Raw genomic sequence first — 18,807 nt, forward strand, 5'->3', positions numbered from 1 at the left:
GCTCATTGCCCGGCCAGGTCGCAGCCGCTTTCGCTCGGGTCGATGTAGGCCTCGTCGCCCGGCACGGTGGCCAGCACCTTGTAGTAGTCCCAGGCGCGCTTGCTCTCTTCGGGTTTCTTCACCTCCATCAGGTAGACGTCGCTGATCAGCCGGCCGTTGGCGCCGACCTTGGCGTTGCGGGCGAAGACATCGTCCACCGGCATTTCGTGCATGGCCTTGGCCACCGGCTCGGTGGCGTCGGTACCGGCTTTCTCGATGGCCTTGAGGTACTGCAGCACACCGGAGTAGGTGCCGGCATGGATCATGTTCGGCATGCGCCCGGTACGCTCGAAGAAGCGCTCGCCGAATTCGCGCGACTGGTCGTCGCGATCCCAGTAGAAGCTTTCGGTCAGGCTCAGGCCCTGCGCGGCATCGAGGCCCAGGCCATGGACTTCGGCGAGGGTGAACAGCAGCGCGGCCAGGCGCTGGCCGCCGGCGACGATGCCGAATTCGGCGGCCTGCTTGATGCTGTTGGCGGTATCCAGCCCGGCGTTGGCCAGGCCGATGACCTTGGCCCCCGAGGACTGCGCCTGCAGCAGGAACGACGAATAGTCGGTGGTCGCCAGGGGATGGCGCACCGCGCCCTTGACCTCGCCGCCCTTGGATTTGACGAACTTGCCGGTCTGCTCTTCCAGTGAATAGCCGAAGGCATAGTCGGCGGTGAGGAAGTACCAGCTGTCGCCACCCTGAGATACCAGTGCGCCACCGGTGCCGACGGCCAGGGCGTGGGTGTCGTAGGCCCAGTGGAAGCCGTAAGGCGAACACTGTTTGCCGGTCAGCTCGGTGGTGGCGGCGCCGGTGACCAGGTTGATCTTCTTCTTGCTCTTGGAGAGCCCCTGGACGGCGAGCGCCACGGAGGAGGTGGTCAGCTCCATGATCGCGTCGACCTGCTCGCGGTCGTACCACTGGCGGGCGATGTTGGAGGCGATGTCCGGTTTGTTCTGGTGGTCGGCGGTGACGATCTCGATTGGTGCGTCCAGTACCTTGCCGCCGAAATCCTCGGCCGCCATCTTCGCCGCTTCGAACGACCATTTGCCGCCGAAATCGGCATAGACGCCGGACTGGTCGTTGAGGATGCCGATCTTCACCTTCCCGTCGGAAACCTCGGCCGAGGCGGGAGCGGCGATCGCCGCTGTCAGGGTTGCCGCTGCAATTGCTGAAAGCTTCATGCTTGTCTCTCCTGGCACGTTTGCTCGTCCGCCGCCCGCCCGAAGGCCTTCGCGGCTGACGCGGGGGTTTAGGCTGGCGGTTCGGCGCGAAAGCCATGTGTGCGATGAATTACCTGCGAACAGGCCTGCAGGGAAGAATTCGGGCGGGGCGGACGGCGATGGGGCGAGCTGAAGTCCATGTTTTCTTCGTCTTATTTATTGTTGTTCTTGGCCCAGAGCCTGTGCCGTCATCACCGCAACGTTGCGGTGAAATGACGCAGGCCACAGGAAATAAACGTAGCAGGGGATTCGGCGGAAGCAACGTCGCCTGGGCAAGAGGTTGCCAGCGGCCGATGGAGAGCGGTCGAGGAAGGGATATCACGCGGCGCCGCTCAGGGCGCTCGCAAGGACAGAGGTCAGGTGTGAATCAGCGTGCTACCAGCACGTCGCATGGTGGCTGTTCGAGAAACTGGCGAGTCAGGCTGCCGAGCAGTGCGCTGCTCAGCTCGCCGCGGCTGTGCCCGCCGAGCGCCAGCAATTGCGGGCGCATCTCGCGGATGGCCGAATCCAGGCAATTGCCGCGTTCACCCTGGCGCAGGCTGTAGCTCAGCTGCACGTCCTTCTCCGGCAGCCGGACCTGGATGTCTTCGACGAGTTGGTCGAACAGCTCCTGTTGCAGGGCCAGGTCTTCCGGGTCGGGGGCGTGGATCTCGGCCACCTCATGCACGTTCAGCGCATGCAGTTCTGCCCCGTCCGGCAGCAGTGCCCAGGCGCATTGCATGGCGCGGCTGGCACAGGGAGAGAAGTCCAGTGCCGCCAGTGCCTGGTCGTAGGGTGCATGCGTTTCGCCGATCACCAGCAGCAACGGCGCGGGCGTGGCGAGCAGGATGCGCTCCAGGGTGGTGCCGGCGAATCCCAGCGGCGATTGCCGATGGTGCTGACCGAGCACCAGCAGGTCGACCTCGAGCCCGCGTGCCTGGGTCAGCACCTCTTCGGCCGGCTGACCCCGGCGGATCCAGGGTTCCAGCGCGTCGTAGCCGCACGCCTGCAGGCGCTCCTGCAGATGATCGCGGGCCCGCTGTTCCCCGATGGGGCCGGCCTCCTTGGCGAGCACGTGCAGCAGGCTCAGCCGCGCCTGGCGCTGTCGAGCCAACTGGGCGGCCCGGTGCAGGGCCAGGTCGGCTTCGGGGCTGAGGTCGTGGGCGACGAGAATATGCTGAACCATGGTGATCTCGAACGGGAAACTGAGGCGAAGTATGCCGCGCCGGCCGCGGCTTGTCCCGCAGGCGTGCCCCGGCCATCAGGCCGCGAATGCCGCACCTCGCGGGTGCGCCGTGGCCGGCGCGGCTCAGACTTTCGGTCATCGGCGCACGCTCGCGCTTTTTTCGATCGTGTCCTGCCGCTATGCTGGCCGCCATCAAGCAGGAGCGAGCAATGAGCAAGGTCAATGTACTGGTGGTGGACGATGCGCCCTTTATCCGCGATCTGGTGAAGAAGGGACTGCGCAGCCACTTTCCCGGCATTCGCATCGAGGAAGCGGTCAATGGACGCAAGGCCCAGCAACTGCTCGAGCGGGAGCGATTCGACCTGATTCTCTGCGACTGGGAAATGCCCGAGATGTCCGGCCTGGAGCTGCTCACCTGGTGCCGTGGGCAGGAAAGGCTCAAGGTCGTCCCGTTCATCATGGTCACCAGCCGTGGCGACAAGGAGAATGTCGTCCAGGCCATCCAGTCCGGTGTGTCCGATTTCATCGGCAAGCCGTTTTCCAACGAGCAGCTGACCAGCAAGGTGCGCAAGGCGCTGGGCCGGGCCGGCAAGCTCGATGCCCTGGCGGCCAGCGCGCCCCAGCGCAGCACGACGACCGGCATGGCCAACGATTCGCTGGCTGCCTTGACCGGCGGCCGGGCGGAAGTGGTCAAGCCGGCTGCCAGCGCCGCGACGGTTGCGGCCGCTACCCAGCAGGCGCCGGCACCGGCGGCGATGCGGGTCGAAAAGCCGACGGCATCCAGCAGTGCTCGCAGCCAGGGCCAGTTGCGCCTGGGATCGGGCAGCCTCGCATGCGTGATCAAGGCCCTGAGCCTCAAGGAGGCCGCGCTGGTGGTCAGGCGCGGCGAGGTACTGCCGCAGGTACTGGAAGGCGCGGTACTCGATCTGGAGCAAGGCGAGGGCGGTGAAGTGGCACGGTTGAATGGCTACCTGCATTCGGTGGCGGCCTTCGAACCCAAGCCCGACAGCGAATGGCTGCAGTTGATCTTCCGCTTCGTCGACCGCGATCCGCAGAAGCTCGACTACCTGTCCCGGCTGATCGCTCGCGGCACTGCGCAGCGGCATTTCACCCCCGGCGCGTGATTTCCGAGGACCGTCGGTCGCCCGTGATACAGACCGAAAATGATGCGCTTCACACCCCGACGGTCGGTGGCTCGCGCAGACTGAGTGGCGCTGCTAGGCTGCGATCCTCTGCACATGTCCATGAAATCGGCCGTTATGTTAGGGCGCATTCTCTTCCTGCTCGGATTATCATCGCTGGCGCTGCCGGCGATGGCGCTGACCATCTACAAGTACACCGATGCCAACGGCGTGGTCACCTACAGCGATCAGGCCGCGCCCGGCGCCCAGGTGTTCGTGTTCAACGACCGTATGGTCGAGAAGCTCGATAACCGGGTGAAGCTGGAAACGCGAAAGCATGCCGGCGGTGAAACGCTGTTGGTGCGCAACGACCTCTACGCGCCGGTGGACGTCGAGCTGAAGTTCGAAGGCGTGCAGAATGCGGTCGGCGTGCCGGACAAGCCGATCCGCTGGGTACTGCCGCCGCGCAGCCAGATCCGGCTCGCCACCCTCGCACCGCGTGATCCCGCCCAACCGCTGCGCTACACCCCTCGACTGCGCCATGCGTTGGGTGATCCGCGTCTGCTGCCCAAACCCTATCGTTATCCGCTGCCCTGGCGTGGCGGCCCGTTCCGGCTGACCCAGGGCGCCAACGGCAAGTACAGCCACTTCACGCCCAAAGGGCGTTACGCGGTGGATATCGCCATGCCCGAGGGTACGCCGATCGTCGCTGCGCGTGGCGGCATGGTGGTGCGGGTGGAAAACGACCAGAGCGGGCGTGGCGACAACCCCTCCGGCAACTTCGTCCGCATCCTGCACGACGACGGCACCATGGGCGTCTACCTGCACCTGATGAAGGGCTCGGTGGCCGTGCGCGAAGGCCAGCGGATCGACGCCGGCAGCCGTATCGCGCGCTCGGGGAACACCGGCAACAGCACCGGCCCGCACCTGCATTTCGTGGTTCAGCGCAACGTCGGCCTGACGGTCGAATCGATTCCCTTCGAGTTTTCCCAGCCGGTGGGCAGCCTGCCGAATTTCGCGGTCGGAGGGGAGTGAGAGCAGCTGGAAGCCCTAAGCTAGAAGCTTGAAGTAAAAGCGGAAAGTACTTGACCGTACTTTGGTATCAGCCCGCTACTGATTGCTTCCAGCTTCCAGCTTCCAGCTTCCAGCTTCCAGCTGCTTTATTCCTGCTTCAACACCTTGGCCAGGATGATCTTCGGCCCGCGCATCTTCTTGATGACGATCTGCAGCCCTTCGACCTGCAGTTCCTCGTTCTCTTCCGGCACCCGTTTGAGGGTCTCGTAGATCAGGCCGGCGAGGGTGTCGGCCTCGATGTGGTCGAGGTCGACGTCGAGTAGCCGTTCCACCTTGAACAGCGGTGTATCGCCTCGTACCAGCAGCTTGCCCGGCTGGTAGGTGAGAATGCCGCGTTCGGTCTTGCGGTGTTCGTCCTGGATGTCGCCGACCAGCACTTCCAGCACGTCCTCCATGGTGAGGAAACCCACCACCTTGCGATCGCCTTCCTCGACCAGCACGAAGTGCGCGCCGCCCTGGCGGAACTGCTCCAGCAGGTCGCTCAGCGGCAGGTGCTTGGAGACCCGCTCCAGCGGGCGCAGCAGTTCATCGAGACGAAAGTCGTCCGCCAGGTTCTGATCGCTGGCCAGGGCCAGCAGCAGGTCCTTGATATGCAGCAGGCCGGTGTATTCGCCCTGATCCCGGTCGTAGACCGGATAGCGGCTGTACTTGTGGAAGCGAATCACGTCGAGGATCTGCGCCAGCGGTGCGTCGTGATCCAGCTGCAGGAGGTCTTCGCGGGAGTTCGCCCAGTCGGCGACTTCCAGCTCGCTCATCTCGACCGCCGAGGCGAGCACCTGGATCTGCGAGTTGGTGGGGTCCAGCGCGCGGTTGGAGTGCAGGATCAGCTTCAGCTCCTCGCGGCTGTAATGGTGCTCGTGCTGTGCGCCGGGCTCGCCCTGGCCGGCGATGCGCAGGATGGCGTTGGCGCTGGCGTTGAGCAGGTAGATCGCCGGGTACATCAGCCAGTAGAACAGGTACAGCGGCACCGCCGTCCACAGCGACAGCAGCTCGGGCTTGCGGATCGCCCAGGATTTCGGCGCCAGTTCGCCCACCACGATGTGCAGGTAGGAAATGATGAAGAAGGCGGTGAAGAAAGCGATGCCGTGGACCAGCGCCGGCGTGTCGATGCCGGCCATGGCCAGCAGCGGTTCGAGCAGGTGCGCGAATGCCGGCTCGCCGACCCAGCCAAGCCCCAGCGAGGCCAGGGTGATGCCCAGCTGGCAGGCGGACAGGTAGGCATCCAGTTGTTCGTGCACGGTGCGCAGGATCTTGCCGCGCCAGCCATGCTGGCTGGCGATAGCCTCGACCTTGGTCGCGCGCAGCTTGACCATGGCGAATTCGGCCGCGACGAAGAATCCGTTGAGCAGTACCAGCAGCAGGGCAAAGAGAATCAGGCCGAAATCGGCGAAATAGGACGGGGCGTTATAAGCGGGGGAGGGGTCCATGAGGGTTTCGTGAGGCTTCTGATCGCCACAGGATGGGGACCGGATCGGTGCTTTTCAAGAGCGCCTGCCTGCTTCGCGACGAAAGAAGGCGGTTAGCCGCTAGCGGCTTTCCGTCAGGGAAAGCGGAAAACTGCAGACGAACGTGCTGCCCTTGCCGAGGCTGCTGTCGATATCCAGGCGTCCCTGATGGCGCAGCAGCACGTGCTTGACGATGGCCAGGCCGAGCCCGGTGCCGCCGGTGCTGCTGGCGCGGCTGGAGTCGACCCGGTAGAAGCGCTCGGTCAGACGCGGCAGGTGCTTGGCTTCGATGCCGATGCCCGAGTCCTGCACGGCGAGGTGCGCGCCATACTCGTCTCGCCACCAGCGCAGCCGGATCTGCCCGCCGGCGGGCGTGTACTTGACGGCATTGAACACCAGGTTGGAAAAGGCGCTACGCAATTCGGACTCGCTGCCACGCAGCGCCAGGCGCCGGTCGACGTCCAGTTCGATGCCGTGCTGCCGCTCGGCGGACAGCGCGAGCGCATCGTTGCTGATCGACTGCAGCAGGGCCGCCACGTCCACCGGTTCGGCCGTCGCCGGCGGGGTGGTGGCTTCGAGCTTGGCCAGCAGCAGGAGGTCGTTGAGCAGGTGCTGCATGCGTCCCGCCTGCTGGTTCATCTGCTGCAGCGGCCGCGACCAGCGGGGATTCAGCTCTTCGCTGTGTTCGAGCATGGTTTCCAGGTAGCCGGCGATCACGGTCAGCGGAGTTCGCAGCTCGTGGGATACGTTGGCGACGAAATCCTTGCGCATCTGTTCCAGCTGGTGGAGACGGGTGATGTCGCGGACCACCATCAGGTGTTCGGCGTTGCCGTAACGGGTGATGTTGTATTGCAGCCAGAGACGGTCGTTGGTCGGCGAAGGCAGCTCCAGCGGTTCTTCGTGCCGACCGCTGTCGAAGTAGTCCTTGAAGGCCGGGTGACGAACCAGGTTGGTGACCAGGTGACCGGTATCCTGCGGCTTCTTCAGGCCCAGCAGCCGCTCGGCGGCCGGGTTCCACCACTCCAGATTGCCTTCGCTGTCGAGCATGACCACCGCTTCCTTGAGCGCGGAAGTGGAGCCCTGCACGCGATCGATGACGGTCTGTAGCTGGGCGCGCAGGCGCAGGTCCCGGCGCTGCAGATGGTAGAGGCTGTCGAAGATGTCGCCCCAGATGCCATGGCTGTCCGGCGGTGGTGCATCGGTCTCGCTGCTCTTGAGCCATTGCTGAAGACGCCAGAGCTGCCGGAGCGTCCAGCCGAGATAGCCGGCCAGCCCCAGTACCAGCGCCCAGGCGTATTCGCCGGAAATCAGCCCGAGCAGCAGGCAACCGCCCAACAGTAGCAAGAGACGACGTATCAAGGTGCCTAGCCAGTCCTGATTCACCCGCCGATGCTCCTGGGGTTGGTTGATGTGTTTCGGTCTGCCGCGTCACCGCGGCGGATGGCCTGGCCGTTCAGCTCTTGGTGGAGAAACGATAGCCGGTGCCGCGCACGGTCTGCACCAGGTTCTCGTAGGTTTCGCCCAGCGCCTTGCGCAGCCGGCGGATGTGCACGTCCACGGTGCGCTCCTCGACGTACACGTTGCCGCCCCAGACCTGATCGAGCAATTGCCCGCGCGTGTAGGCGCGCTCCTGGTGGGTCATGAAGAACTGCAACAGGCGGTACTCGGTGGGGCCCATCTCGGCCGGGGTGCCGTCGATGGTGACGCGATGGCTGACGGGGTCCAGCAGCAGGCCGCCGATCTCGATCGGCGTCTCGTTGTCGCTGGGCGCGGCGCGGCGCAATACCGCCTTCAGGCGGGCCACCAGCTCGCGGGGGGAGAAGGGCTTGGTGATGTAGTCGTCGGCGCCGACTTCCAGGCCCTGGATCTTGTTGTCCTCGGCATCCTTGGCGGTAAGCATGATGATCGGCGTGTCGGCCGTCATCTCGTCGCGCTTGAGGCGCCGCGCCAGCTCGATGCCGGATGTGCCGGGCAGCATCCAGTCGAGCAGAATCAGATCCGGTTGCCGGTCGACGATCAGCGAATGCGCCTGCTGCGCATTTTCCGCTTCCAGGCACTCGTAGCCGGCCATCTCCAGGGCCACCACGATCATCTCTCTGATCGGCGCTTCGTCATCGACGATCAATATGCATCTGCCGTTCATGTCCGCTCTCGGTCCGCTCTTGGTCGTTCGGCATTAGATAACGGAAATATTGCAGGGATGTTACAGGGCGCAGCGAGTGGAGGCGCGAGGAAAGCGGCACGCCCGCGCTTCAGCGCTGCGGGCCTTTACTCCTTGAAGCCTTTCCCCACCAGATAGACTTCCCTCGAGCGCGGGCGCGAGGCCTCCGGCTTGCGTATCACCACCTTCTCGAACGAGGTGCGAACGTCTTTCAGGAACTGATCCGAGCCTTCGCCCTGGAACACCTTGACCACATAGTTGCCACCGGGCTTGAGCACCTGGCGGACCATGTCGAGGGTGAGTTCGACCAGGTACATCGAGGACGCCTGATCGGCGGCGGCGATGCCGCTGATGTTGGGGGCGATATCGGAGACGATCAGGTCGGGCTGCCTGCCGTCGAGCCTGGCGAGAATCTGCTGGAACACGGCGTCGTCGGTGAAGTCGCCCTGGATGAAGTCGACGTTATCCAGTGGGTCCATCGGCAGAATGTCGGTGGCGATGACCCGCCCCTTCTCGCCGACCAGCCCCCCGGCCACCTGCGACCAGCCACCGGGCGCGGAGCCGAGGTCCATGACCAGCATGCCGGGGCGTATCAGCTTGTCCTTCTCGTTGAGCTCGACCAGCTTGTAGCTGGAGCGAGAGCGCAAGCCGTCCTTCTGCGCCTTCTTGACGTAGGGATCGTTGACGTGTTCATCCAGCCAGCGGCGGCTGCTTTTGGATCGTTTCATGGGAGGAGGTGACCATGGAGAATCAGGTGAGGACCAACGGAGGCGGTTGGACGCAAAATGGCGGCAATTATAGGCCGATAATGCGGCGCAGGTTAAATCGGCGGGACCGGGACGATCGCCGCACCTTCCGGAGTGCCATCCGGTCCGGCCTGACAGCGGCGCGTGGTGCCGGGTACAATTCGCCCCTCACTTCCCCTCTCTAGCAGGCCATTGAAAAACTACCTACGTTGCCATTGCTGCGTTAAAAACAGGCTCAAAATGCTCATTTAGAACGCCTAAACTGCGCTTTTTCGCCTGTTTCTGCCTTGCACTGGCTGCCTCGCCTACATTTTTCAACGGCCTGCTAGTTGCTTCCTTTGCCGGAGTCACCGGCCAGGACTACCGCCATGATTCGCATCAACGAACTGTCTCTGCCCCTCGATCACACCGCCGACGAATTGCGCGCGGCCATCGTCAAGCGCCTGGGTATCGGCGACGCCGATCTGCTCGATTTCAGCGTGTTCAAGCGCAGCTACGATGCGCGCAAGAAGAACAGCGTCATCCTGTTCATCTACATCATCGATCTGCAGGCCCGGGGCGAAGGAGCGATCCTGGCGCGCTTCGCCGATGACAACAACGTCCGCCCGGCGCCGGACACCCGCTACCACCCGGTGGGGCAGGCGCCCGCCGATCTGAGCGAGCGGCCGCTGGTCGTGGGCTTCGGCCCCTGTGGATTGTTCGCGGCGCTGTTGCTCGCGCAGATGGGCTTCAGGCCCATAGTGCTTGAGCGCGGCAAGGACGTGCGCAGCCGCACCAAGGACACCTGGGCACTGTGGCGCAAGAAGGTCCTGACGCCGGAATCCAACGTGCAGTTCGGCGAGGGCGGGGCCGGCCTGTTCTCCGATGGCAAGCTCTACAGCCAGATCAAGGATCCCAGGTTCTACGCACGCAAGGTGGTGCAGGAGTTCGTTCGCGCCGGTGCGCCGGAAGAGATCACCTACGTGAGCAAGCCGCACATCGGTACCTTCCGCCTCACTGGCGTGGTCGCCGCCATGCGCGAGGAGATCATCGCCCTCGGCGGCGAGGTGCGCTTCGAAAGCAAGGTGACCGATCTGCTGGTCGCCGACGGCCAGCTCGAAGGCGTGGTGCTGGCCAATGGCGAAACGATCCGCAGTCGCCATGTGGTTCTGGCGCTGGGCCACAGTGCCCGCGATACCTTCCGCATGCTGCACCGTCAGGGCGTATTCATGGAGGCCAAGCCCTTTGCCGTGGGTTTTCGCATCGAGCATCCGCAAGGCATGATCGACCAGGCCCGGCTGGGCAAGTACGCCGGCCATCCGGAACTCGGCGCCGCCGACTACAAGCTGGTGTATCACGCCAGCAATGGTCGCGCCGTCTACAGCTTCTGCATGTGCCCCGGCGGCACCGTGGTGGCGGCCACGTCAGAGCCGGAGCGCGTGGTGACCAATGGCATGAGCCAGTACTCGCGCAACGAACGCAATGCCAACGCCGGCATCGTCGTGGGCATCAATCCGGAGCAGGACTTCCCCGGCGGTCCGCTGGCCGGCGTGGAGTTCCAGGAGCGCCTGGAGTCCCGCGCCTATGAACTGGGCGGCAGCGACTATTGCGCACCCGCGCAACTGGTCGGTGACTTCATTCGCGGCGTGCCCTCGAGCGCGTTCGGCGAGGTGGAACCCTCCTACAAGCCCGGCGTGCGCCTGGGTGATCTGGCGCCTTCGCTGCCGGAGTACGCGATCGAGGCCATCCGCGAGGCACTGCCGGCGTTCGGCAAGCAGATCCGCGGTTTCGATCGCGCGGACGCGGTGCTCACCGGCATCGAAACCCGCACGTCCTCCCCAGTGCGTATCACCCGCGATGCCGAGACCTTGCAGAGCCTCAACCTGCGCGGCCTGTATCCGGCCGGTGAGGGCGCTGGTTATGCGGGGGGCATTCTCTCGGCGGGCGTGGACGGCATCAAGGTCGCCGAGGCGGTGGCCAAGTCGCTGCTGTCCGGGACCCACTGAGTGCCGCGCCGATGAAACTCGACGACATCAAGAAACTTCACCAGAAGAAATACCGGGCCGAGTTCGGCCACTTTCTGGTGGAAGGCGAACACCTGTTGCTGGAGCTGCAGAAAGCGGCCTTGCAGAATCCGCTGCTGCAGCGCAGCGAGCTGTACGTGACCGCCGCCTACGCGCACTGGCAGAGCCCATTCAGGACCCATGTGGTCAGCGACCGCCAGATGGCGCAGATCGCCGATACCAAGGCGCCGCAGGGCATCGTGGCCGTGGTGCCGATGCCGGCGACCGTCGCACCGGCAGCCGAACCTGGCGAGCGAGCCATCTACCTGCACGAGATCCAGGACCCCGGCAACCTCGGCACCATCCTGCGCACCCTGGCCTGGTTCGGCAATTTCCGCTGCCTGCTCAGCCCCGGCAGTGTCGACCCCTACAACCCCAAGGTCGTGCGCTCCAGCATGGGCGCCATTTTCCACGCGCCGATGGAGCTGGATGTGGAACTGGACGCCTTGCGCACGCGCTTCGAGCGCATCGCCTGTCTGGACATGAATGGCGACAGCCTGCAGTCGGCCGGCTTCAGAACCTTCGATTGCTACCTGTTCGGCAACGAGGCCCGCGGCGTGCCCCGCGAGCAACTGGCCGCCCTCGACGCGCGGCCTTTCACGATTCCTGGCTGTGGTGCCATCGAATCGCTGAACCTGGCGGCGACAGTCAACATCTGCGCGTACGAATTGAACCGCTAGCGATTGCTGCTGTGGGCTAGGGTCTGTTGCCGTTTCGTCCGCGGCCGCGCCGGCGCCTGTTTTTACGCGAGGCAAGGCACGAGAAGCGAAGTTTGGTATTCCAAATAAGCGACGAGTAACGCCGCATCGCGTAAAAACAGGCCCGGCCCGAAGGGTTTGTGCGGGAAATGGCGCCAGCTGTCGTTGTAGGACTTGGTAAGGGAATGACGCGGCCGGCCGAGGCCATTACCTGCGTCCTACGCCTAACCTGGCGCCATTTCTCGCAGCAACGCGGCTCGCGACGAAACGGCAACAGACCCTAGGGTCTGTTGACGTTTCGCTCGCGGACACGCCGGAGCCTGTTTTTGCGCGGAGCAAGGCATGAGGAGAGAAGTTTGGTCATTCCAAATGAACGACGAATAACGCCGCGCCGCGCAAAAACAGTCCCGGCCCTTCGGGTGGGGCCGCCTAGGTTGCGCGGCAAATATCGCCATGCGGCGTTGCGGGACTTGGCAAGGGAATGACCATTGCCTGTGTCCCGCGCCTTGCCTGGCGATATTTGGCGCAGCAACGTGGCTCGCGACGAAACGTCAACAGACCCTAGGTACGGTCAGCTCGCTTTCGTCGCGTAATCGAGCACGATTCCCACCAGTATCGCCAGGCCGGCCCAGTGGTTATGCAGGAAGGCCTTGAAGCAGATCTGCGGCTTGCGCGAGCGGGTGCTCCAGAACTCCCAGGCGAAGCAGACAGCGGCGATGAACAGGCCGAAGTGGAACCACTGGCCCAGTTCGAAGCGCACTCCGGCCAGAATCAGGCAGAACAGCGCCAGGCCCTGCAGCGTGAGAATGATGATGCGGTCGGCTTCGCCAAACAGCACGGCGGTGGACTTGATGCCAATCTTCAGGTCGTCCTCGCGATCGGCCATGGCGTAGTAGGTGTCGTAGCCGACGGTCCAGACCAGGTTGGCGATAAACAGCAGCCAGGCTTCCGGTGGCAGGGCGCCGGTCTCGGCGGTGAAGGCCATCGGGATGCCCCAGGAAAAGGCGGCGCCCAGCACCACCTGGGGGTAATAGGTGTAGCGCTTCATGAAGGGGTAGAGCGAGGCGACGGCCAGCGCGCCGAAGGACAGCCAGAAGGTCGGCGCGTTGGTCAGCAATACCAGCACGAAACTGATGGCGACCAGCACCGCGAACAGTATCCAGGCTTCCTTGACGGTCACCTTGCCGGTGGCCAGCGGGCGGCTGCGGGTGCGGCTGACGTGCCCGTCGAAATTGCGATCGGCGAAATCGTTGATCACGCAGCCGGCGGCGCGCATCAGGATCACGCCGAGGACGAAGATGACCAGGTTCTTGAGGCTGGGCGCGCCTTCGCCGGCGATCCACAGGGCCCAGAGCGTCGGCCAGAGCAGCAGGTAGGTGCCGATCGGGCGGTCCAGGCGCATCAGCTGGATGAAGTCCCAGGCGCGCGGGTGCAGGCGATTGCTCGATTGCAGAAGCTTCTGATACATCGGCGGGTCTCCAGAAAGATGCGCGATTATAAGCGGGCGGCTACTGATCGATCCGGGCCGCGCGCCATAGGGCCGGCAGGAAGATTTCGGCCACCAGCACGTCCAGGCTGCCCTGGCTGAAGCAGGAGCGCCGCGCCCAGAGCCCATCCTGGCGGGCCTCCTCGGGCAGCCAGGCAGCGGGATAGTGCCTGGCTTCGAGCGGGCCGCGGGCGAAGGCGCGGTCGCTGAACAGCAGCTCGCCCAGGGAGCGGCTCCCGAGGTGCTGCAGGTCCAGCGACGAATCTTCCAGCGCCTGGCGCGCCGCCACGCTGCGGGCGAACACCCAGGGTTGCCGATGACCGCACAGGTAGACCTCGCGAACCCAGCCCTGACTGCCGGTTGCTACGCCCAGCGCGGTGCACTCGTCGTCGCGCAGTCGCTGCCAGCCTTGTTGCAGCGGCGTCACGCTGAAAGCGCCTTCGGCCAGCGCGGTCAGGCGGCGAGTCAGCGAGCCTTTGTCGACGAACAGCCAGTCATGCAGCAGGGGATCGAGCGGGGCGGGGACTTGGTTGGCGGTGAGCCATTCAGGGAAATCGAGCACGAGAGTAGCCGGGCACAGCGGGAAAGCGGCGAGTCTAGCATGGGGGATGAAAGCCGATAGAAGCGCTCGAGGCTGGAAGGCTGGACGATAAAAGTAGATAAGAGCGCTTGAAGCTGGAAAGCTGGACGAAAAACTTGACCCGCAGTGTCCCGGAACGATCCTGTCCAGCCTCCAGCCTCCAGCCTCCAGCCTCCCTTAAACCCACCCTTCCAGCCGCATCGTCGCTCGCACCAGGCGCTGTTCCTCCTGTTCGATCTCCTTGAGGTTGTCGCGAATGCTCTGGATGTGATCGCGCGCGGCCCGCTGGGCCTGGTCTGGCAGGCGCTCGGTGACGGCGTGGAACAGTCGCGAGTGCTGCCGGTCGATCTGTCGTTTCTGGATCGGTCGGTGATAGAGGTTGTTCACCGAGGCGAATACGGTGCTCAGCATCAGGTCGGTCAGCGACTGCAGCGTGTGCACCAGCACCGGGTTGTGCGAGGCCTCGCACACGGCGAGATGGAAGGCATGGTCGAGGCGGGCATGCTCGCGCGGGTCGGCGCTCTCCTCGGTGTGCGCGGCGAGCATTTCCTCGTAGCGCCGGCGCAGCAGAATGAAATCCGCCTCGGTGCCGCGCAGGGCCGCCAGCCGCGCGGATTCGCCTTCCAGCAGCGCGCGGACTTCGAGCAGGTCGAACAGCGTGCGCGGCTGCGAGTTGAACAAGTGCATCAGCGGCGAGGTGTCCTGCGCGCCGGACAGTTGTGCCACGAAGGAGCCGCGACCATGAGCCGTTTCGATGATGCCGCGCCCGCGCAGCACGCGCAGGCCTTCGCGCATGGCCGAGCGGGAGATGCCGAGCTTCTCGCACAGGCGTCTTTCCGACGGCAGGGCCTGGCCGACCTTGAGTACGCCATCGACGATCAGGCGCTCGATGCGTTCGGCGACCACGTCGGCAACCTGGCGTTTCTCGATGGCGGTTTCGCTGATCATGGGCTTTTCCAGGTGGTAGGACCAGTGGCGAGCCAGTATAGCTACTTTCGCGCTTTAGTCACGCCAGCCCCGTGCTCGCTGCATTCGGGGCGGTCAAGGACTGGCTCCAGCTTTCACAAACTGGTACGACCAGTGGTTTCGAGGGTGGACTGGCCGATCCGTTCAGGCTAATGATGCGTCACTCCGCCGCAGCTGGTCGCGCTGCCGGTGAACAACGAGAGCATCCGACTGCCATGAATATTCTCTACGACGAACGTGTCGACGGCGAGTTGCCCAGGGTCGACAAGGCCGCGCTACTGGCCGAATTGCAGGCGTTGTTGCCTGACCTGGACATCCTGCATCGCCTCGAAGATCTCAAGCCCTACGAGTGCGACGGCCTTTCCGCCTACCGCACCACGCCGATGCTGGTGGTGCTGCCCGAGCGCATCGAGCAGGTCGAAGCCCTGCTCAAGCTCTGCTACGAGCGCGGCGTGCCGGTGGTCGCCCGTGGCGCCGGCACCGGCCTGTCCGGCGGCGCGCTGCCGGTGGAGCAGGGCATCCTGCTGGTCATGGCGCGTTTCAACAAGATTCTCGAAGTCGACCCCGCCGGTCGCTTCGCCCGCGTCCAGCCCGGCGTGCGCAACCTGGCGATCTCCCAGGCCGCGGCGCCCTACGAGCTTTATTACGCGCCCGATCCGTCGTCGCAGATCGCCTGTTCCATCGGCGGCAACGTCGCCGAGAACGCCGGTGGCGTGCATTGCCTGAAGTACGGCCTGACCGTGCACAACCTGCTGCGCGTGGAGATCCTCACCGTGGAAGGCGAGCGCATGGTGCTCGGCTCCGAGGCGCTGGATTCGCCCGGTTTCGACCTGCTGGCGCTGTTCACCGGCTCCGAAGGCATGCTCGGCATCGTCACCGAAGTGACCGTCAAGCTGCTGCCCAAGCCGCAGGTGGCCAAGGTGCTGCTGGCCGCGTTCGACTCGGTGGAGAAGGCCGGGCGCGCGGTGGCGGACATCATCGCGGCGGGCATCATTCCCGGCGGGCTGGAGATGATGGACAACCTGGCGATCCGCGCCGCCGAAGACTTCATCCACGCCGGTTACCCGGTGGATGCCGAGGCGATCCTGCTGTGCGAGCTGGATGGCGTCGAGGTCGACGTCGCCGAGGACTGCGAGCGCGTCAGCGAAGTGCTCAAGCTGGCCGGCGCCACCGAAGTGCGCCTGGCCAGGGACGAAGCCGAGCGTGCGCGTTTCTGGGCAGGGCGCAAGAATGCCTTCCCGGCCGTGGGGCGGATCTCGGCGGACTACTACTGCATGGACGGCACCATCCCGCGCCGCGAGCTGCCGGGCGTGCTCCGGGGCATCGCCAACCTGTCGGAAGAGTACGGTCTGCGCGTGGCCAACGTGTTCCACGCCGGCGACGGCAACATGCACCCGCTGATCCTCTTCGATGCCAACGTCGAGGGTGAGCTGGAACGCGCCGAGGCGCTGGGCGGCAAGATTCTCGAACTCTGCGTCGAGGTCGGCGGCTCAATCACCGGCGAGCATGGCGTGGGTCGCGAGAAGATCAACCAGATGTGCGCCCAGTTCAACGCCGACGAGCTGACGCTGTTCCACGCGGTGAAGGCCGCCTTCGACCCGACCGGGCTGCTCAACCCCGGCAAGAACATCCCGACCCTGCACCGTTGCGCCGAATTCGGCCGCATGCACGTGCATGGCGGTCAGCTGCCCTTCCCTGAACTGGAGCGCTTCTGATGACGGTTTCATTCGACGCCAGCGAGCAGTTGCTGGATCAGGTCAACCAGGCGCTCGCCGCCAACACGCCGCTGCGCATCCAGGGCAGCGACAGCAAAGCCTTTCTCGGCCGTACGGTCGAAGGGCAGGTGCTCGACACCCGCGCGCACCGCGGCATCGTCAGCTACGACCCCACCGAACTGGTGGTCACCGTGCGTGCCGGCACGCCGCTTACCGAGCTGGAAGCCGCGCTCGATGAAGCCGGGCAGATGCTGCCCTGCGAGCCGCCCCATTTCGGCGAAGGCGCCACCGTGGGCGGCATGATCGCGGCCGGGCTGTCCGGGCCGCGTCGGCCCTGGAGCGGTTCGGTGCGTGATTTCGTGCTCGGCACGCGCATCATCACCGGCCATGGCAAGCACCTGCGCTTCGGCGGCGAAGTGATGAAGAACGTCGCCGGCTACGACCTGTCGCGCCTGATGGCCGGCAGCTTCGGCTGCCTGGGCGTACTGACCGAGGTGTCGCTCAAGGTGCTGCCCAAGCCGCGCCGCTGCAGCGGGCTGCGGGTGGAGATGACGCTGGATCAGGCCCTGCTGAAACTGGCCGAATGGGGCCAGCAGCCGATCCCGATCAGCGCCGCCTGTCACGACGGCCAGGCCCTGCACCTGCGCCTGGAAGGCGGCGAAGGCTCGGTCAATGCCGCGCGCGAACGCATCGGCGGTGAAGACCTGGACGCTGCCTACTGGGACGCGCTGCGCGAACAGCGCCTGGCCTTCTTCGAGGACCCGCGTCCGCTGTGGCGCCTGTCGCTGCCCATCAACACCCCGGCGCTGGCGCTGGAAGGCGAGCAGTTGGTGGATTGGGCCGGTGCCCAGCGCTGGCTGAAGTCCACAGAGGATGCCGAGCGCATTCGCGCCATCGTTGGCGAAGTCGACGGCCATGCGATCTGCTACAGCGCGGGCGCCACGACCAGTCCGTTCCAGCCGCTGGGTGCGCCGCTGCTGCGTTACCACCAGCAGCTCAAGGCCCAGCTCGACCCGCAGGGCATCTTCAACCCCGGCCGCATGTATTCAGAGGTTTAAGCCGTGCAGACCAATCTGAGCGAACAAGCCAAGCGCCTGCCGCGCGCCGAGGAAGCCGAGAGCATCCTGCGCTCGTGCGTGCACTGCGGCTTCTGCAACGCCACCTGTCCGACCTATCAACTGATCGGCGACGAACTGGATGGCCCGCGCGGGCGCATCTACCTGATGAAGCAGATGCTCGAGGGCGGCGAAGTCACCCAGAGTACCCAACTGCATCTGGACCGCTGCCTGACCTGCCGCAACTGCGAAACCACCTGCCCGTCCGGCGTGCAGTACCACAACCTGCTGGATATCGGCCGCGACTTCATCGAGCAGCAGGTGCCGCGCACCCTGAGCGAGCGCCTGGTACGCAGCGGCTTGCGCACCGTGGTGCCGCGCCCGGCGCTGTTCAAGGCGCTGCTGAGCACCGGCAACGCGTTGCGGCCGTTGATGCCGGCCAGCCTGAAGGCGCACCTGCCGCGTGAAGTGCGCGCGCCGAAAGCGCGCCCGCAAACCCGCCATGCGCGCAACGTGCTGATGCTCGAAGGCTGCGTGCAGCCGAGCCTGTCGCCCAGTACCAACGCGGCCGCCGCACGAGTGCTGGATCGCCTCGGCATCGGCGTGACGCCCGCGCGCGAAGCCGGTTGCTGCGGTGCGGTGGACTATCACCTGAACGCCCAGGAAGCCGGACTGGATCGTGCCCGACGCAACATCGACGCCTGGTGGCCGGCCATCGAAGCCGGTGCCGAAGCCATCGTGCAGACCGCCAGCGGCTGCGGTGCCTTCGTCAAGGACTACGGCCACCTGCTGCGCGACGATCCGGTTTACGCGAGCAAGGCCGCGCGGGTCAGCGCCCTGACCAAGGACCTGGTCGAGGTGCTGCGCTTGACGGAGCTCGAGCAGCTCGACGTCAAGGCCGACAAGCGCATGGCCTTCCATTGCCCCTGCACGCTGCAGCACGCACAAAAGCTCGGTGGCGCGGTCGAAGACGTGCTCAAGCGGCTGGGCTTCCAGCTCACCGCAGTGCCGGACGCGCATCTGTGCTGCGGCTCGGCCGGCAGCTATTCGATCACCCAGCCGGCGCTTTCCAAGCAGTTGCGCGACAACAAGCTCACTGCACTGGAAAGCGGCAAGCCGGAAGTCATCGTCACCGCCAACATCGGTTGCCAGACCCACCTCGACGGGGCGGGTCGCACGCCGGTGCGGCACTGGATCGAGATCGTCGAAGAGGCGATGCAATAAGGCCGAAAAGAGCGCTTGAGGCTGAACGAAAAAGCAAAACCATAGGAGCGAGGGGGACGCCGAGTCCTTGCTCGCGAATTAT

The 18,807-nt window shown here is 65.1% G+C and carries 16 protein-coding genes; 7 read left to right on the forward strand and 9 right to left on the reverse strand.

Annotated elements, in window-relative coordinates:
• Window positions 1–2: 2 nt before the first annotated feature.
• The gene (locus EA795_RS01635; RefSeq protein WP_014854351.1) at window positions 3–1,208 is read right to left on the reverse strand and encodes an ABC transporter substrate-binding protein; all 1,206 of its coding nucleotides are present in this window, start codon (window positions 1,206–1,208) and stop codon (window positions 3–5) included.
• 406 nt (window positions 1,209–1,614) lie between these two features.
• Window positions 1,615–2,412, reverse strand: coding sequence for a universal stress protein (locus EA795_RS01640; RefSeq protein ID WP_058073936.1), 798 nt, complete (start codon window positions 2,410–2,412; stop codon window positions 1,615–1,617).
• 209 nt (window positions 2,413–2,621) lie between these two features.
• Here EA795_RS01640 and EA795_RS01645 point away from each other — a divergent pair, with 209 nt between their 5' ends.
• Both EA795_RS01645 and EA795_RS01650 read left to right on the forward strand, forming a co-directional pair.
• Window positions 2,622–3,536 (forward strand): response regulator, encoded by a 915-nt coding sequence (locus tag EA795_RS01645; RefSeq protein WP_122075163.1) that lies wholly within the window; start codon window positions 2,622–2,624, stop codon window positions 3,534–3,536.
• A 135-nt stretch (window positions 3,537–3,671) separates the two neighbouring features.
• Window positions 3,672–4,568 (forward strand): peptidoglycan DD-metalloendopeptidase family protein, encoded by an 897-nt coding sequence (locus EA795_RS01650; protein WP_014854348.1) that lies wholly within the window; start codon window positions 3,672–3,674, stop codon window positions 4,566–4,568.
• 125 nt (window positions 4,569–4,693) lie between these two features.
• Here EA795_RS01650 and EA795_RS01655 read toward each other — a convergent pair whose 3' ends face one another.
• From EA795_RS01655 to rlmE, 4 genes are all read right to left on the reverse strand, one after another.
• Entirely contained in the window at window positions 4,694–6,034 is a 1,341-nt protein-coding gene (locus tag EA795_RS01655) for a hemolysin family protein (protein ID WP_014854347.1), read from the reverse strand.
• Window positions 6,035–6,133: 99 nt separating this feature from the next.
• Window positions 6,134–7,435: a phosphate regulon sensor histidine kinase PhoR gene (gene phoR / locus EA795_RS01660; RefSeq protein ID WP_058077888.1), complete on the reverse strand. Its 1,302-nt coding sequence runs from the start codon at window positions 7,433–7,435 to the stop codon at window positions 6,134–6,136.
• A 70-nt stretch (window positions 7,436–7,505) separates the two neighbouring features.
• The gene (phoB, locus tag EA795_RS01665) at window positions 7,506–8,195 is read right to left on the reverse strand and encodes a phosphate regulon transcriptional regulator PhoB (protein WP_014854345.1); all 690 of its coding nucleotides are present in this window, start codon (window positions 8,193–8,195) and stop codon (window positions 7,506–7,508) included.
• Window positions 8,196–8,320: 125 nt separating this feature from the next.
• Complete coding sequence (gene rlmE, locus EA795_RS01670; protein ID WP_014854344.1) at window positions 8,321–8,941, reverse strand: 23S rRNA (uridine(2552)-2'-O)-methyltransferase RlmE; 621 nt, start codon at window positions 8,939–8,941, stop codon at window positions 8,321–8,323.
• 386 nt (window positions 8,942–9,327) lie between these two features.
• Between rlmE and EA795_RS01675 the strand changes: the two genes are divergently transcribed.
• Complete coding sequence (locus EA795_RS01675; protein WP_122075165.1) at window positions 9,328–10,944, forward strand: NAD(P)/FAD-dependent oxidoreductase; 1,617 nt, start codon at window positions 9,328–9,330, stop codon at window positions 10,942–10,944.
• A gap of 11 nt (window positions 10,945–10,955) precedes the next feature.
• Window positions 10,956–11,681 carry a TrmH family RNA methyltransferase gene (locus EA795_RS01680; RefSeq protein ID WP_014854342.1) on the forward strand — a complete coding sequence of 242 codons (726 nt, stop codon included), beginning with the start codon at window positions 10,956–10,958 and terminating at the stop codon, window positions 11,679–11,681.
• 589 nt (window positions 11,682–12,270) lie between these two features.
• Here the strand turns inward: EA795_RS01680 and ubiA are convergent.
• From ubiA to glcC, 3 genes are all read right to left on the reverse strand, one after another.
• Complete coding sequence (ubiA, locus tag EA795_RS01685) at window positions 12,271–13,167, reverse strand: 4-hydroxybenzoate octaprenyltransferase (protein ID WP_014854341.1); 897 nt, start codon at window positions 13,165–13,167, stop codon at window positions 12,271–12,273.
• 40 nt (window positions 13,168–13,207) lie between these two features.
• Entirely contained in the window at window positions 13,208–13,747 is a 540-nt protein-coding gene (locus EA795_RS01690) for a chorismate--pyruvate lyase family protein (protein ID WP_122075167.1), read from the reverse strand.
• Window positions 13,748–13,942: 195 nt separating this feature from the next.
• Window positions 13,943–14,713 carry a transcriptional regulator GlcC gene (gene glcC / locus EA795_RS01695; RefSeq protein ID WP_122075169.1) on the reverse strand — a complete coding sequence of 257 codons (771 nt, stop codon included), beginning with the start codon at window positions 14,711–14,713 and terminating at the stop codon, window positions 13,943–13,945.
• Window positions 14,714–14,946: 233 nt separating this feature from the next.
• On the opposite strand from glcC, the gene glcD reads away from it, so the two are divergent.
• The 3 genes from glcD to glcF are packed head-to-tail and all read left to right on the forward strand — an operon-like array spanning window position 14,947 to window position 18,725.
• Window positions 14,947–16,446, forward strand: a complete 1,500-nt coding sequence (gene glcD, locus EA795_RS01700) for a glycolate oxidase subunit GlcD (RefSeq protein ID WP_014854338.1) — start codon at window positions 14,947–14,949, stop codon at window positions 16,444–16,446.
• Window positions 16,446–17,504: a glycolate oxidase subunit GlcE gene (gene glcE / locus EA795_RS01705; protein ID WP_115028426.1), complete on the forward strand. Its 1,059-nt coding sequence runs from the start codon at window positions 16,446–16,448 to the stop codon at window positions 17,502–17,504. The genes glcD and glcE overlap by 1 nt, the downstream gene beginning before the upstream one ends.
• Before the next feature lie 3 nt (window positions 17,505–17,507).
• Window positions 17,508–18,725: a glycolate oxidase subunit GlcF gene (glcF, locus tag EA795_RS01710; protein ID WP_122075171.1), complete on the forward strand. Its 1,218-nt coding sequence runs from the start codon at window positions 17,508–17,510 to the stop codon at window positions 18,723–18,725.
• Window positions 18,726–18,807: the final 82 nt, after the last annotated feature.

This window comes from Stutzerimonas nitrititolerans (genome assembly GCF_003696285.1).
Taxonomy (GTDB): domain Bacteria; phylum Pseudomonadota; class Gammaproteobacteria; order Pseudomonadales; family Pseudomonadaceae; genus Stutzerimonas; species Stutzerimonas nitrititolerans.